Source organism: Bradyrhizobium sp. AUGA SZCCT0283, assembly GCF_018130385.1.
In the GTDB taxonomy this organism is placed as follows: domain Bacteria; phylum Pseudomonadota; class Alphaproteobacteria; order Rhizobiales; family Xanthobacteraceae; genus Bradyrhizobium.
This window is the reverse complement of sequence record NZ_JAFCLU010000017.1, coordinates 55,396-69,943: the sequence shown is the minus strand read 5'-3', so window position 1 is coordinate 69,943 and position 14,548 is coordinate 55,396. Positions and strand designations below refer to the sequence as shown.

Here is a 14,548-nt window from a genome sequence, read left to right as displayed (position 1 = left end):
AACCCAGACTAAAAATGGTGAAGGCACCCATGGCTGATCAGCGCAAGATTCTCACCGACAGGAGCATTGCGCGTCTGTGCGCGGGGGAGAAGCAATACAAGGTGCGCGATAGTGAGCTGCCGGGATTTTTCGTGCTCGTCGGCAAGCGCCGGAAGACTTTCATGGCGCAAGGTGAGTTCTGGCGTGATGGCGTTCGTGAATTCACTGCCCAGGTAAAGCTCGGCGATTTTGGTGAGATGACCACGCGCCAAGCGCGAGGCAAAGCCAAGGACGCACTCGGGTCGATAGCCAAAGGCCAACGTCCTGGTGAAGCTCCGACGATCAAGCCAGGCTCAATAACGCTTCGGCAGGCCTGGGAGCGCTATCGGGATGCGCACATGAAACGTAAGGGTCGAAACTCAGGGACGATTGAAAACTATCGAGATCACATGGAGCGGCTATTCAAGGACTGGCTCGACAATCCGCTTGCTCGGCTTGGCCGACAGCCGATTCTTGTTGTTGAACGCCACGACAAGATTACGCAGGAAAACGGCCCCTACATTGCAAATGGGGCTATGCGCAGTCTGCGGGCCGTCTACAACCACGCCCGAAGAAGCAATACCGATCTGCCTGCTGCGAACCCGGTCTCCGCAATCGACTGGAACAAGGAGCATCGACGCAACACGGGGATGGGACCAAACGACATCAGCGGTTGGCTTAAGGAGCTTTACGCACTGGACAACCCGCTAAGGCGAGAATTTCACCTTTTGACACTTCTCAGTGGATCACGACCAACAGCGCTTAAAAAGGTCCGCATAGAGCACATCGATCTACGAGGAAGGCTCATCCATATCCCGAAGCCCAAGGGTGGAGAGGAGAAGGCATTCGACATCCCACTATCGCGGCCGATGTTCCGCTGTATCATCCGCGCAGTCAGGTGGGGGCGGATTATGTTTTCCGAGCAAGGGAAATCGTGGTTGTTTCCAGCCGACAGCGAACCAGGACATCTCGTGGAGCACAAGGAAGAGCGAGATGTCCTTTCCAAATGGGGCAACGATCTGCGGCAGAGCTATCGCACGCTCGCACAAGCGGCAGGTGTTTCGGAACTCGACATTCATCTCTTGATGAACCATTCGCTCCCCGGCGTGAACGCAGGGTACATCACGCGCGATCGATTGCTAAGGGATCACCTACGTCAACAGCAGCAAAGAATTTCAGAGTTGGTTGTCCATAGCCTCGAAGTAAAGCGAGATCCTCCGTTAGTGCGGTGGCTCGGAAGCGCGAAGGTCGAGGAGACTGCCGATCAGGCCGAACCAGGGGTCAGATCTGAGACGATGTCGATGGCTGCGTAGAGTGCAAGCTGTGGCTTGTCGTTGAACCTTGCCCGCGAAGTGTTCTTCATCGCGAAATTCGTCCTCCGACCCCACGCTCCGAAGCTACGGTTTGCGCGGTGACTAGGGGTAACATCGCGGAACTAAACGACCTGATCGGGGGTCGCATGTTCCTAATGGCAAATATGGATGGAAGAACGTGCCTCTACATCGCGGAGGGCTCTTCGGTGCATGCCGTTGGCCGGGCCACTGTGGATGGTCACACCTATTACCGCGTCGAGGTCAAGATGGAGCCGGAATTGTGGTGGGTGCCTCATTCTTGGGACAGCCAATAGACGCTTGCCCCGCTGCAGGCTGTCATGTGCCGGTCGCTCGGCGCCAGCGCATGGGCCGGTCTGCGCTCGCTAGTAACGGATCAACCTGATCCCCCCAGCCCGCGGCGACTTGTCCACATCATTGAAGAGCGGTGCATAGCGGAGGAGTTTTACTCCATTCCCGACGAGTCGCGTGTCAGGCTTCGCACGCTCGGTGAAAAAACAGAAGGCCGGCGTCGTTACCGCCGGCCCTCCAGGCTCACTGAGATGGCTCCCTGCGAGGTGGGCTCGGGTTTGCGCCCCGGGTCCACCTTCGGAGTGTGCATCAAGCCCGGGCGCCCGGCAACGGCCCTCGATCGTGTATGAGTGTGGATAGCGACTCCGATCGGAAGGGACAGCAAACTGGCGACCTTACGGTCTCGCGTATCGGTCCAATCCATACCGGGCGATCCGCCTGTCGATTTTCTGTAGTCGGGTCCGCCAGGCCACGATCTCGTGCAGGTGCCCCTGCTGGCGCGCCTCGGTCTCGTTGCGATTGGCGTCTGCCCAGGACGCTGCGGCGGCTCGCGCCAACAGCTCACGAACAAATTCCACGTTCATAAATCACCTCAAATATACGGCCCTACAGTATGACGGAGCCTTAGGCTTGCGCTCGCAGCCGTCAAGGATGAGCGTGGAGCCGAGCCCCGCGCGTGAAGTCCGCGGCTAAAGATTGGACCGCGACTAGCACCCAGTGAACTGAGGATCTTGCCCCTCGTGCAGTTCTGTCAAATAGGCCAAGCCGTATATCGTGAGCTGCTCGGTATCGCGCTGGCCAGCAGACGCCAAGGTTTCAATGTATCGGCAAATTTTTTGCCTTGAATCGGCAGCTCGCTCGGTATCAAGGGGGCGCATTGACTGGAAGGTATTCAAAATGAGTTCAACCACGTCATTCATCGCAAACTCCAAAATAAACACACTGCAATGGTCGCAGTGCACCATTTCGGATTTCGGCCGTCAATCCCCTAGAAAGGAGCGCGGGACGAAGCCCCGCGACTCTAAAGCGGCAGGGATCCTTGTCCCTCAGCCCAATCGATGACCTCGAACAGCATGCCCCGTCTAAGCATTTCGGATTCCAAGTCTGCTGCGTGCTTCTTCCACTCTGGCGTATCGCGGACCTTGAACTTGGGTTCGCCGCCCTGGCGTTCGGCCGCGTCATCGGCAGCCAAAGCACCACGGACGGCCTCGTACATCATGGTGAGGCTTTCGTTCGTGAAAGGCCTGATAGTTCATTGAGCCCCTCCTACGAAAAAGCCGCCGCTGAATCTCCCGGTGTGGTCACTCTGCGGCCCCGCTGTATTTATCGTTGTAGATCAAGAGGTACAGACTGTGGAGCAAGATGCTAGCACCGCTAGCTGACGTCCCGGCGCGACGACCTGATCGCCACGGTCGCCGACGTTGAGAAACGCTTCCACACTATCACTCAGGTAATCCCCGCTCCGATCTCCGAGGCGGCCTGATCAATAATGGGTGCGGGACGACGGCTCCGTTCGCCTCCGACCCCCGTAAGAATCCAGGGTCACGGCAATACAAACGAATCCTGTTGAAACAGACGTCCCCCCTCTTCACAGTCAAGCATTGATATTAGTTAGTAAGAGGTTTTCGAAATGCCTTCTCTTCAGCCCCGCATTGATTTCCAGAAATGCATTGAAGCTTACGCTACCCTATCCTCGAATCTTCTGACGGAACTCGAGGACTTGAATTTACTACGCGAGCTCGTCAGGCAAGCAGAGGTGGCGGCCGAGGTCCGCGGCTCGGTCCAAACACGAAGGCCCGCCAGCGTTCCTAGCCTCGAGGAGAGGGTATCCTGATTAGACACCGCCCCGGTGCGCGAAATGCCGTTCGGGCTCTTAGGGCTTTTTCTTCTTGTCGCCCGGTTTGAGGAAAAAGACGCCAACCTGATCGCCATTCACCCAGGCCAGTTGGCAGCGCCGGTATGCTTTTCCCATAGTCGAAAGCAGCAGGAAAAATTCCTTTAGGTTAAGACCTTCGATCGAGCCGTCGATAGTTAGTTTAGCGCCGGTGTCCGATACATCCTCCATAGTGCAGGGGCGTCGCCAAGTACCGTCAATGGCCATCATGTTAGCGGCATAGCCCCGCTCAAATACGACACGATGTGCCTTGCGCTGCTCCATCCAAATCAATCGTCAAACTGAAAAAATGAAAATTGAATGGAAAGCCCGCCGCAGACCCGGCGGGTTTTCCCTTACGCAACAATCTCGCAGGACCTTGGGGACTTCCGCGATTGCCTCGAACATAACGGTCGGCAGTTAAGGAATTCCCCTACCCGCCGGCGCTTCATGACGGCCCAAAGTCGACACCGTTGGTCATGGCTACGAATCCTTTCCTGGTTTGGGATCGAGTTCGCCGGCCATCTTCCGCAGGCCTGCCGCGAGGCTGTGCAGGAATGCCGCGAACCACGGACGATCATTGATTTTTTCCGGCCGATAGATGGTTTCGCACGCCCCTCGTCCCAGCCAACATGTTCGCTGAACTGCCCGGCGAGATATCGCGCTTGATGGATCAGGCGGCGGCGCGTGGTCGGGCGTTGGAGGATCACGCAGCGTGCAAAAAAGCATCATCTGTTCAAAGGCGGCGCGCGTATTGCGCTGAAGATAGAAAAATTCGCCGTGGGAAACCTTGCCTTCCGCCACGTTTTCAACGGTGACGCAACGGTCGTAATGGGCTGCCGCCGCTCGGTGCTCAGCGATGAATCGGAAAATCCCGTCCGTTTCTCCGGCCGGATCGATGACCGGTAAGCGGCCCTGATACTCCCTTTCGCGCTGATGTTTATACGGGCCTCGCCTTTTTCCCTTGCGCGGCGGCTGGTGAGGCGCCGGCGCGGCCGTCGGGGTGGATGCTTTGGGGGGGGATATGAATTTATCAACGCCATCCCTCCTTGCTGCCAGTCCTGCGTCCCGATCTGCTCCAGCAGCCCATCATGGTCAGCGATGCCGGATTCGGCGGGGTCGGCCTCGCGGTCGGTTATGTCTCCCATCCACGAAAACAGTTGATTGTCGCGCCCGTCAGCGCCGAGCGAAGGCTCGTCGTTCTCGTCCTCGGCCTCACGATCGTCGCCACCGCTCAAACCGCTGCCGAGCGATGGTTCGAGATCAGGATCCGGCTCGGTGGAGTCGAGGAATGTCAGCAGCCGCTCGATCTCGTCCATGGCCTCTTGGCGGGGGCGGCCGAGGGCGTGGAATAGCTCCTCTGAGGAAATGTCGGTTCGGCGGTACAGCGCGCCAGCGGTGTCCCCAGATGTGTTTGTGGGTGGCGTGCTATGCAACGCGGCAGCCTGGGTCATTTGGATTCCATTCCTTCGTGGCTCGGGTTAGAGCCGAGGCGGAAGTGTCAGCTTCCACTCGGCTCGTTTTTAGGGTACAACCTAAATTATGAAAAAGTCAATAAAGGTTGCACCTAAAAAACGGCGCGGTCGTCCCGCAACCGGGAAAGACCCGCATATCGCCGCGCGGATGCCGACCCCATTGATTGCCGAAGTAGAGGCATGGGCGGCGGCGAATGACACCAATCGTTCGGAAGCGTTCCGCCGGCTCGTCGAACTCGGCCTTACCGTGAAGACGAAATCGGCGCCTTCGGAGCGGCAGCGCGCTGCCCTCGCGGATCTCGCAGCAAAGGCGATTGATAGCTTGACGGTCGGCACAGCTGACAGTGACGAAAAGGCAAGCCGGAAGCGTCGCCTGATCAAGGGACCGGAAGAGTTTCGGGAAGTGCGAGTTGACCGTCCAGGGAAGAAATGATCCTTATGGACGGAAAAATATTCAACAGCGAAGGACAGTACGTCGCTGACATCCGGGCGAATGGAATTTATGACCTAGCCGCCAAAAAAGGCTGTACGACCTTCGTGGCCAAAAGATTTACAAGCCAACGGGCGAACTCGTAGGTCACCTCAACTCGGTAGGTGGAGACAGACGGCTGGACAAATCGACGGACAGATTGTTTCCCAAAGTATAGATCCGCCGGCTTGTCGAACAGGGGCTAAAGGCGAAAGGGAAATGAGCGATATCGATCTTTCCGCGAGCCACATAAATTTCGATGCTCCGGCTAGTTTCGTAAATGGCCTTCACTTAATAATCAGCGTCGTACCGATGCCGTGAGCCCCTATCTGTTGGTCGATGGCACGCTGGATGAGTGCATCCGCGAGTTCATGGCCAAGCCGGATCCCACACGACACCTATATGGGATCCATACTTCACCACAGCCCCCCTGGTGAGTGCTGTTCTATCTGAAGAGATTGTTGCTGAACTCGCGCGGCTTCAGGATTTTCTCTGATCCTCCTGGCTCTCGCCGCTAGGCACCGGGTTAGCCGCGGTCCAGCGCAAAGCGACTGCCAAGGCATCCCGGGCCGGCTTTGGCATCCTCCAGGGCTTGCTCTCCACCGCTGGTTGCGTTTGAATGGCCATCGGCTGGGGAGATTATCCATGAAATCGACGCCGAGATCGGCGCTGGGATTGCTGTGCCCTCGCGTCCTGCTGGCTTTTGGCCTTGGCAACGACGCTGGCAGGCTGCGGCTCAACGCAGCAGGCTGGCCAAGCGATGCAGGCAACTTGGGTCGGCAAGCGGGCCGACGATTTCTTTGTGGCCTATGGAGCTGCTTAACGCGATCAACGGCTTTCGGACGACGGCCGGCGTGTCTATGTTTGGGAGACAAGCTCCAACGCGTCGATGGGTGGCCCGAAGGTTTGGTGCAGCGCTGATATCTTGCCGACCTTATAGGCAAGATCATTGAAATTCGCCCGCGCGAGGATTCTGTCGGCCCCTTTGGAATGCATCTCGATGCAGCGAAATCTTCTAAGGGGGATGATGGGGCTAAAATGGAAACATTTCGACAACTCTGGGATGTTCTATCGAATTTGCCGGATGTTATCCGAGTTATGTTGCCATGGAACGTCGGCGAATCCCAATGGCTGCTCTGGGGCAGCTTTGCGCTATTTGCGGTGGCAGGCCTGGTTTTGAGTCAGGCGTTTGGATGGCTGTGCGGATGGATCGCTGGTCGCTTGGTCCCACCTCGATCATGAGTTTTCAAGTTACCACAAAGCGTCGACCCTTGCGGTCGCCTCCGGTTGCTGAACACTTCCTACAAGAAAAACTATGAGGCGAATCGCCACATGGGAGCATCGTCAGCAGATTCTATTAGAGCGGCCGAGGAACGCCTGAACATCGCGCGTCAAGGTCTGAAAGACATGGATGATCCCAGACGGTCAAGATCCGGCTTGTATAATGCCGTTGTTTTCGCCCGTATGGTCACCTTCGCCCTACAAAATATGAAGAACCAAGCCGACGGTTTCAACGAATGGATGCATCTATAGAGGCCGATTTGAGATCTGACGAACTGGCAAAATTCTTTAGCGATCTGCGCGCACGGAAATCGAGAAAACCGCCAAACAGAACGTTGACAGCTTCTTTCGGATCGACAGCCTATCCAGCAACGAAATTTTCAAGCTTACCAATTCATTGCCGCCGCCGGGCGCAACGAATTTCTTCATGGGAGATAAAAACGGCGGATCGGGTTGGGAGATACAATTGCCGGATGGGACGCGCGAAAGTTACTACGTACCGGCCTCTTAGCAGGTGCAAAGTGGTTTGACGTTGCCAAATGCTCCGGTTCAATTTCGTCAAACCGACGCGCGCGATCTCTTCGAGGGAAGTACCTCGATAAGCTGACGGTCATAGTTGAAGACGCGAAGAAAGGTTCTCATAGAGCTTACTGCGGTTCGAACTGGCTCGCCAAGAGATCAGCGCGACGGAGACAGAGAGATAGTGGCGAACGAGGAATTTCATCGAGTCGGGCGCCTCCCCTTGACGGATTGCATGGTTGGGCTGCTCTGGTCGTCATTCCCTCGCACGTTTTTCAAGTCTGGATGCTCAATCCCGAAGCGATGCAAGGGCGCGGGTTGACCGGGGTCCTCGACTTCGTGAACAGCACCCCCCTTGGCGTCATGATGGACGGAACGCTTGCGGTGCATGTATTCTGTTGCATTAGCGGCGTGGCACTGACTTATCCGATCAGGACATCGGAGCACCGAAGGATGACGGCGATCGTGCTGCTTATGCAGCGCTATCCACGGCTGACCATTCCGATCTTCATGTCTTGCATCGCCGCGTATCTGCTTTGGATTGGCGGCTGCTTCCGAAATGCGGAAGCCGCAGTGGTGAGCAATTCGCATTGGCTCGCGCTTTTCTATCGCTTCGAACGTACGCATACGACGAAGACCGCCTGATTGACGCATGCGCGGGGGCGTGGCTAGCTCTATGATGGCGTTGCGCGAAGGTCAGGCGGCCTGCTGATCGGCGGGCTTGTCGGCTTGGCACAGGAGCTTCCATTCCCAGGGCAGCAGTTCGTGCAGACGCGAAGCCGGAAGATCGGCGATACGGGCGAGGACGTCGGCGAGCCAGGCCTTGGGATCGACGTCATTGAGGCGACAGGTCGTGATCATCGTCAGCATGATGGCGGCACGGTAGGCACCACGCTGGCTGCCAGCGAAGGTCCAGTTGCGCCTTCCCAATGCGATGCCTCTCAATGCGCGCTCAGCGCAATTGTTGGTCAAGCAGATCCTGCCATCGTCGAGGAAGCGGGCGAAGTCGTTCCAGCGCCTGAGCATGTAATTCATAGGCTTCAGGACCTCGGAGGAGCGCGAGAGGGTTTCGCGCTCACGCAGCAACCAGGCGTGCATGTCCTCGAGAAGTGGCTTGCTCTTTTCCTGGCGCACGGCGCGCCGCTCGTCGGCGCCGCGGCCGTTGATGGCGCGCTCGATCTCGAACAACGCATCGAGGCGTCTGACCGCCTCCAGCGCGATCGGAGAGACCGGTTTGCCCTTCTTACCTTCCCGAGCATTCTTCTCGATGTCGGCCAGCTCGAAGAAGCCCCGCCGCGCATGGGCGAAGCAAAACGCCGGCGTAATCGGCAGCACCTTCTTCTGCGGGTCGAACAGCGGCTCGAAGCCGTTGTAGCAATCGGCTTGCAGGATACCGGCGAAGGCGGCCAGATGCTTCTGGGGATGCTCGCCTCGCCGGTCGCTCGAGGCGTAATAGACCGCCGCCGGCGGCGCAGGCCCGGCGAAGGGCCGGTCATCGCGCACATAGGTCCAGATCCGCCCGGTCACGCACTTACCTTTCGCCAGGATGCGGATGGTGGTGTCGTCGCCATGCAGACGCTCGGCAGCGAGCACATGACGCTCGATCAGGTGGAAGAGCGGCATCACGGCGAAGGTCCCGTGGCCAACCTGATCGGCCAGCGTCGACAACGGCAAGTCGATCCCCTCACACTTGAAGCGCGCGCTCTGGCGGTTGAGCGGGATATGCATGCCGAACTTGTCGAACAGGATCGTCGCCAGCAATTGCGGACCGATGAAGCCGCGCGGCGTGGCATGGAAGGGTGCCGGCGGCTGGCTGATCTTCTCGCAATCGCGGCAGGTGAACTTTTCCCGCACCGTCTCGATGACCTTGAAGCGACGCGGGATCTCCTCCAGCGTCTTGGTCACATCCTCACCGATCTTCGCCAGCCGCGATCCGCCGCAGCAGGCGCAGGTCGTCGGAGCCTCGATAACGACGCGCTCGCGTTCGATGTCATCCGGCCATGGTTTGCGCACCGGCCGCTTGCGCATGAAGGGGCGGACGTTCTGCGTCTTCGCCGCTGCGGCCTGCGCGGCAAGCTCATCCTCGCTCGCCGTGGTGACGAGTTCTTCGAGCTCCAACTCCAGCTGCTCGAGCAGCCGTGCCGTGCGCTCGGAGCGCTGCCCGTACAGTTCGCGTTTGAGCTTCTCGATCCGCAGCTCGAGATGCGCGATCAGCGCCTCGTTGTCCGACAGCTCCGCCCGCGCACTGGCAGCCACCGCCTCGGCTCGCAGCCGCGCCTCACGCTCGGCCTGCAGCGCCGCCAGGGCACTCGCAAGGTCCGATGGAAGATCGTCCGGCTTCGATATCATGACGCCATTGAATCAGATCAAGCAGCAGATTCAAACCGTAAAAACGGCTATCCGACCCGCGTCGGACGACGGGTTTCTTGAGGGTTGCGCCAATCGATCCCGGACAACAGATAGCTCAACTGCGCTGGAGAGATCGTTACCGATTCACCGGCAACCGATGGCCAGATGAACTTTCCTCTCTCGAGTCTTTTGGTGAACAGGCATGCTCCCTGGCCATCGTGCCAGATCACCTTCACAAGATCGCTGCGGCGACCGCGAAAGACGAACAGATGACCGCTGAGCGGATCTTTGCGCAGCACCTCCTGCACTTGAAGTGCCAATGACGGAAAGCCTCTGCGCATATCCGTGTAACCTGTCGCGAGCCACACTCGCACGCCGGTCGGAACCGGGATCATCGGCGCACCAGGGCATCGAGAACTCGACGCAGCGCGTCTCCATCAACGTCGCCATCGACCCGGATGCGGTGTCCGCTACCAAGATCGATCTCGATGATGCCCTGGCTCCTCCGTCGACGCGCCGGCGCCGTCGTCAATGGCGCTTCGGCCACATCCCGCGGCGGCACAGACGGCCCAATCTCGACCGGCACTAACGGCGCTATACTCGTCTCACTGTACTTGCAAAGCTCTTTGCGCCACCTGAACAGCTGGCTCACATGAAGGCCGGCCATGCGAGCCACCTCGGAAACAGTGGCTCCGGGCTCGAGCGATGCTGCAACTAGCCGCTCCTTCTCATCCTGCGACCACCGACGCCGCCGCTCGACCGATGTGATCACCTCTGCCCGCGAAATCGTCATAGCGCTTCTCCTAGGATTACCCCTAGGACCTGCAGCGCTCGCGTCCATCAAACAAGGCGGCCCTCAACGGAGGAATACCTTCGAACCCACAATCCAAGACATGCTGCGTTTCTCGCTGGGGGACGTTCACGCCAACTATCCCGGGCCGGCACACTCATGGAATGCTGTTCTTTGGACGATGCCGCCCGAAATGGTCGGGTCTGCAGCGATCTTGTCGGCGCCATTCCACTGGCAGGGCGCGCCCACCTTTTGGCAGCGACCGTCGGAGCGCTGTGGTTCCGACATTCCTACCTGTGCGGTTTTTTCGCTGGCGTGATCATCGCGCAATTATTGCGCTGCGACCGGGGGCACGCGTGACTCTCGGCACTGGCGTCTCACTCCTGATCGGGGCGCCTGCGCTGGCGATCGCGGCGCGCTCACCCGATACAGACTTTGCATTTTCAGAACGACCGAAGGCAGAAATTTGCTGTCGATCATGATCGTTCTCGGCTGCGCGATGACGCCCGTCGCACAAAGCTTTCTCAGTAACCCCGTTTCCCGGTTCTTGGGAAACATATCTTTCAGCCTATACCTCGTTCACCTGCTGGTGATTTGCTCGCTTTCGAGCGCTCTCTTTCTGGCCATGCTAAACCTGCTGCCCTTTGCTGCGACCGTCACCATCGTGGCCATCGCAACGCTCCTGGCCTCGATTGCCGGAGCTTGGGCCTTCCAACTAATCGTGGAACGATGGATGCTCGCACCTATCAAGCGAGTCATCGCCGCCGCTGTCAAACGGACGGTAGTGGTTATATCTGCAAGCACACGTTGGCCATTCGCGCCGCGCCGGCCGCAGTCGTGATCCGAAAGCAGGCGAATTGGCCCAGCGGTATCGGCAACCGAGTTGAAGTCGACACCGATCGCATATTCGCGATAATCGGGGCTCAAGCGGACAACGCCTCTCCGCCGCAGCTCGATTGCAAACCGTGTAATTGGGGCAAACGCAGGCTGAAGGGGGATCAATGAAGACGGTGTTGATCTACGTCGATAAGAGCAAACGGGTTGGCGACAAGGATCACCTCAAGGTGTTCGCAAGTGCGCACGCCACGAAAAGGTGGTTTGAGGAAAATGATCCTGAAGGCGTGGCCTATGAGTATGAAGTATGAAGTTCTAGAGTGAGCCGTAAGCCAGATGATTGATCGTCCCGGAAACTACGCCATCCTCATTTCCAACCACTTCGCGATGGCACCCTTGCGCCCCCTTTTGCTACCTAAGTAGCAATGATTTGCAAAGATTTACAAAGAGAAGTATCACAAACGAAACATGGTGGAACTCGTCGAGCAAGTATCTCACTTAGTTCTTCGACGGGGGCAGGGTGGAGCTTTGTTCGGACAGAAGCGGTGTGATGTCGCGAGCTTCGAATGGCGAAACTTTCATAGCCGTCACAGGACGAAGTTCGACAAAAAAGGCAAGACGCCGATGGTTCTGTATGCTCTGACACCGATCAACGAGCGAGCCCCTAGAACTTGCTGAGACACGATTGCAGGAAGGCAAAACCTATCTTGACGGATCCATTTCGCCGATCTGCTCCTAACATAGATCAACGGGTGCTCAGAAAGTCCGAGCACCGAGACGTCTCAGAAACTCTCCCGAAGAACAGTAGCGCAATCTGGCTGGTCGAATGGCTGAGGCTTCTCTTTCTGGTTTGGAATGGCCCGGAGGCGCCTCGCGCACAACTTGTCCGGATTGGGTTAATCGATTTCTTCATCGTAACCTTAGCTGTTGCGTTTCCCTGGTCGACGACGGCCACAACGGGTCTTGTGCTGGCCATCCTTCTCATGATGTTGATAACGCATGCGCCGCGCGCGATGATCGACGAGCTGAAGCGCCCGGCCTGTGTCCTCCCGATCGCACTCGTTGGACTGGCTGTGGTCGGGACTGCGTGGGCCAGCGGGGTCCCATGGTCCGACCGGCTGCACGCGCTTGAAAAAGTGCTGAAACTGCTTTGGCTGTTGCCGTTTTTTTTGCATTTTCAGCGGACGTCTCACGCAACATCAGTGTTCGTCGCTTTTGTGGCTTCCAATTTGGTGCTTCTTGCGTTTTCGTATCTGGTGTTTTTGTGGCCAGAGGTCGGCGCCGCAATCGGAGCGAAGGAGTCCGGCGTGCCGCTCAAGAACTACATCGACCAAAGTCAGGCCTTTGCCTTCATCGCCGTGGTCTTCCTAGGATTGGCAGCTGAACCTCTCCGCACCCGGCAACGAGGCAAAGCGATCGCCCTCGTTGCCGTCTCGGCCGCCTTCTTCGCAAATCTTGCCTTCGTCAATATCGCGAGAACAGCATTGCTTTACATACCCGCCATGCTAGGCGTGCTTTTAGTGCGTAATGCACGAGGATGGCTGTCATTGTTCCTATTTGCAGGAATATGCATACTCACTGCTTGGCTATTGGCGATGTCCCCGAACCTTCAATCGAAGGTATCACGCCTTCTGAAGGAAACGGATGCCTTTCAAGCCAATGCCATAACCGTCGATGGATACCCGGCCGGAGGTGCAGAGCGGCTTGAGTTCTGGCGCAAGTCGATTGACTTTGTCCGCTCTGCGCCAATCTTTGGCCACGGCACAGGTTCGACCAAGGGATTGTTCTCCGCTGAAGCTGCCGGAAAGACCGGGATCATGGCGAAAGTGGTCGACAATCCGCATAACCAGACTCTGGCCGTAACAATCCAGTGGGGCGCGGTCGGATGCATTCTGCTCTACGCAATCTGGGGAGTACATTTGTGGCTCTTCCGAGATGGACTCGAAGTATCGAGCGTAAGTCCGTTTGCGTGGATCGGCCTTGTCGCTGTCGTGCAGAATATCGTGAGTTCTCTGGTTAACTCGCATCTATTTGATTTTTATCAAGGGTGGCTCTACCTTTTAGCAGTCGGCATTGCAGGTGGCCAGCTGCAGCGCGAGAAACTCGATACAGAACATCGAGAGCTTCAAACGCCAGATGCTCAATGAACTGCCCAACCGTGTTCTTCGGTCTCGAAGATGCGTGGCATCAAGATCCCAGCCCCGGGCGCTGACTACAATATCCGGGAGCCACGCTCCGGTCACGATACCTTACGCTGGCCGGTTATGCGGGCCACAGCCTTCCATGCGGACAGCGTCCCGTTCAACAATCGTCCTGCAGCTAATCGTTGAAAGCCTCGACGGAGGTTGTTCTACATGGGTTTGCCCGACCCGATGTAGCATCACACGACGCGGGCCCAAATCGGTGCATTTCATGAACGCGCTAATGGTGACTTCGTGCCGGAAATAACAATATGCTCTTGCCGTGCTGTACGATTGCGAGCCCGCCGGCTCGCAAGGGCATTTGTCCGTTTGGGACCGCCGGTTGGGGCCGACGGGTCTCAGCGCGCGGACGCGGTTCACAACAAAAAGGGAGGGCGAACTCGCGCTGATCCGTGTGACCTCGGCTTGTACTTCTCGGCAGAACTACGGATATGATCGATTCACGATCGTACCTATGGGGATCACAACCGCAACAAACCGGGATCCTTTGAAAACCAAACCTAGTCCAAAAAAGCTCACCGACCGGCTCAGCTGCGGTTCGGATTTTGTTCACCACCGAGATGTGGATTAGTACCCGCGATTCTATTGCCGACGGCTCCGATAGGGGTGCACGTTGCAGGTGGTGTTGTAGTTGTGGCCGCGCCGTTCGTGTTGATGCAACTAGCGCGATCATGTTGCCGGACAACCTACCTGTGCGGATTCGAAACTGTGTCAAGCGGTCCATGCTATTCGCGGCACGAGTCTAAACCGAAGCATGACGGTCAGGTATCGGGCGGAAAGTAGAACCGGAGAACCAACCGCAGTATGATGCACAGGGCGGCAAGGATAGCGAGACCCCAAAGCAAAGTGTCCATATTGGCCCGTTTGATAAAGATATGGCAATGCAACGTTTATGAAGCCGGCGTATGGTCAACCAATGATGTTCCGACATCCAGGTAAGTGGTCATGCGCATGCGTCATTATAACTGAACCGCCAGTACCCGAGCACGACGCGGACGTGAACCTTCCATGTGGACCAGCGTCTCTTTCAATAGCCCGTCCCCGGAGCCGACCGTCTCTCGACGAAGGCGTTCTGCAGGGGCTTGCCCGAAACGATGTAATTGTCATGCGACGCGGC

Annotated in this window: 14 protein-coding genes; 7 read left to right on the top strand and 7 right to left on the bottom strand. The window is 57.6% G+C overall.

Translation table 11 applies throughout. From position 1 onward, the window contains the following. Positions 1–29: 29 nt before the first annotated feature. Entirely contained in the window at positions 30–1,331 is a 1,302-nt protein-coding gene (locus tag JQ624_RS22750; protein ID WP_249129998.1) for an integrase family protein, read from the top strand. Between the two features lie 1,016 nt (positions 1,332–2,347). Here the strand turns inward: JQ624_RS22750 and JQ624_RS22745 are convergent. The 4 genes from JQ624_RS22745 to JQ624_RS22730 form a co-directional block, all read right to left on the bottom strand. Next, on the bottom strand, positions 2,348–2,560 hold the full coding sequence (locus tag JQ624_RS22745) for a hypothetical protein (RefSeq protein WP_212421137.1): 213 nt from the start codon (positions 2,558–2,560) through the stop codon (positions 2,348–2,350). Between the two features lie 101 nt (positions 2,561–2,661). Beyond that, a complete protein-coding gene (locus JQ624_RS22740; RefSeq protein ID WP_212421136.1) occupies positions 2,662–2,859 on the bottom strand; it encodes a hypothetical protein in 198 nt (65 codons plus the stop codon). A 654-nt stretch (positions 2,860–3,513) separates the two neighbouring features. After that, positions 3,514–3,798, bottom strand: a complete 285-nt coding sequence (locus tag JQ624_RS22735; protein WP_212421135.1) for a PilZ domain-containing protein — start codon at positions 3,796–3,798, stop codon at positions 3,514–3,516. A 198-nt stretch (positions 3,799–3,996) separates the two neighbouring features. Next, positions 3,997–4,317: a hypothetical protein gene (locus JQ624_RS22730; RefSeq protein WP_212421134.1), complete on the bottom strand. Its 321-nt coding sequence runs from the start codon at positions 4,315–4,317 to the stop codon at positions 3,997–3,999. A 287-nt stretch (positions 4,318–4,604) separates the two neighbouring features. On the opposite strand from JQ624_RS22730, the gene JQ624_RS22725 reads away from it, so the two are divergent. From JQ624_RS22725 to JQ624_RS39740, 3 genes are all read left to right on the top strand, one after another. Further along, positions 4,605–4,868, top strand: coding sequence for a hypothetical protein (locus JQ624_RS22725; RefSeq protein ID WP_212421133.1), 264 nt, complete (start codon positions 4,605–4,607; stop codon positions 4,866–4,868). Positions 4,869–5,055: 187 nt separating this feature from the next. Then, a complete protein-coding gene (locus tag JQ624_RS22720) occupies positions 5,056–5,421 on the top strand; it encodes a hypothetical protein (RefSeq protein ID WP_212421132.1) in 366 nt (121 codons plus the stop codon). Between the two features lie 2,121 nt (positions 5,422–7,542). Continuing rightward, on the top strand, positions 7,543–7,902 hold the full coding sequence (locus JQ624_RS39740; protein WP_409334361.1) for a hypothetical protein: 360 nt from the start codon (positions 7,543–7,545) through the stop codon (positions 7,900–7,902). 51 nt (positions 7,903–7,953) lie between these two features. Here the strand turns inward: JQ624_RS39740 and tnpC are convergent, their stop codons facing one another. Genes tnpC through tnpA form a run of 3 tightly spaced genes read right to left on the bottom strand, consistent with a single transcriptional unit; the run spans position 7,954 to position 10,399 of the window. Further along, positions 7,954–9,606 carry an IS66 family transposase gene (gene tnpC, locus JQ624_RS22710; protein ID WP_212421130.1) on the bottom strand — a complete coding sequence of 551 codons (1,653 nt, stop codon included), beginning with the start codon at positions 9,604–9,606 and terminating at the stop codon, positions 7,954–7,956. A gap of 47 nt (positions 9,607–9,653) precedes the next feature. Further along, a complete protein-coding gene (tnpB, locus tag JQ624_RS22705; protein ID WP_212421129.1) occupies positions 9,654–10,001 on the bottom strand; it encodes an IS66 family insertion sequence element accessory protein TnpB in 348 nt (115 codons plus the stop codon). Beyond that, positions 9,998–10,399 carry an IS66-like element accessory protein TnpA gene (tnpA, locus tag JQ624_RS22700; RefSeq protein ID WP_212421128.1) on the bottom strand — a complete coding sequence of 134 codons (402 nt, stop codon included), beginning with the start codon at positions 10,397–10,399 and terminating at the stop codon, positions 9,998–10,000. The genes tnpB and tnpA overlap by 4 nt, the downstream gene beginning before the upstream one ends. 463 nt (positions 10,400–10,862) lie before the next feature. On the opposite strand from tnpA, the gene JQ624_RS22695 reads away from it, so the two are divergent. The 3 genes from JQ624_RS22695 to JQ624_RS39345 all read left to right on the top strand — a co-directional run bounded on the left by JQ624_RS22695 (position 10,863) and on the right by JQ624_RS39345 (position 13,377). Further along, positions 10,863–11,237: an acyltransferase gene (locus JQ624_RS22695; protein ID WP_212421127.1), complete on the top strand. Its 375-nt coding sequence runs from the start codon at positions 10,863–10,865 to the stop codon at positions 11,235–11,237. A 160-nt stretch (positions 11,238–11,397) separates the two neighbouring features. Next, positions 11,398–11,541, top strand: coding sequence for a hypothetical protein (locus JQ624_RS22690; protein WP_212421126.1), 144 nt, complete (start codon positions 11,398–11,400; stop codon positions 11,539–11,541). Between the two features lie 441 nt (positions 11,542–11,982). Then, a complete protein-coding gene (locus JQ624_RS39345; RefSeq protein WP_212421125.1) occupies positions 11,983–13,377 on the top strand; it encodes an O-antigen ligase family protein in 1,395 nt (464 codons plus the stop codon). The last annotated feature ends 1,171 nt before the right edge of the window (positions 13,378–14,548 follow it).

What these genes read in the sequence shown, in the direction of transcription:
- JQ624_RS22720 (WP_212421132.1), top strand. Translation starts at nt 5,056, where the DNA reads ATGAAAAAGTCAATAAAGGTTGCACCTAAAAAACGGCGCGGTCGTCCC.
- JQ624_RS22740 (WP_212421136.1), bottom strand. Translation starts at nt 2,859, where the DNA reads ATGATGTACGAGGCCGTCCGTGGTGCTTTGGCTGCCGATGACGCGGCC.
- JQ624_RS22725 (WP_212421133.1), top strand. Translation starts at nt 4,605, where the DNA reads ATGGTCAGCGATGCCGGATTCGGCGGGGTCGGCCTCGCGGTCGGTTAT.
- JQ624_RS39740 (WP_409334361.1), top strand. Translation starts at nt 7,543, where the DNA reads ATGCTCAATCCCGAAGCGATGCAAGGGCGCGGGTTGACCGGGGTCCTC.
- tnpA (WP_212421128.1), bottom strand. Translation starts at nt 10,399, where the DNA reads ATGACGATTTCGCGGGCAGAGGTGATCACATCGGTCGAGCGGCGGCGT.
- tnpB (WP_212421129.1), bottom strand. Translation starts at nt 10,001, where the DNA reads ATGATCCCGGTTCCGACCGGCGTGCGAGTGTGGCTCGCGACAGGTTAC.
- JQ624_RS22750 (WP_249129998.1), top strand. Translation starts at nt 30, where the DNA reads ATGGCTGATCAGCGCAAGATTCTCACCGACAGGAGCATTGCGCGTCTG.
- tnpC (WP_212421130.1), bottom strand. Translation starts at nt 9,606, where the DNA reads ATGATATCGAAGCCGGACGATCTTCCATCGGACCTTGCGAGTGCCCTG.
- JQ624_RS22745 (WP_212421137.1), bottom strand. Translation starts at nt 2,560, where the DNA reads ATGAATGACGTGGTTGAACTCATTTTGAATACCTTCCAGTCAATGCGC.
- JQ624_RS22735 (WP_212421135.1), bottom strand. Translation starts at nt 3,798, where the DNA reads ATGGAGCAGCGCAAGGCACATCGTGTCGTATTTGAGCGGGGCTATGCC.
- JQ624_RS22690 (WP_212421126.1), top strand. Translation starts at nt 11,398, where the DNA reads ATGAAGACGGTGTTGATCTACGTCGATAAGAGCAAACGGGTTGGCGAC.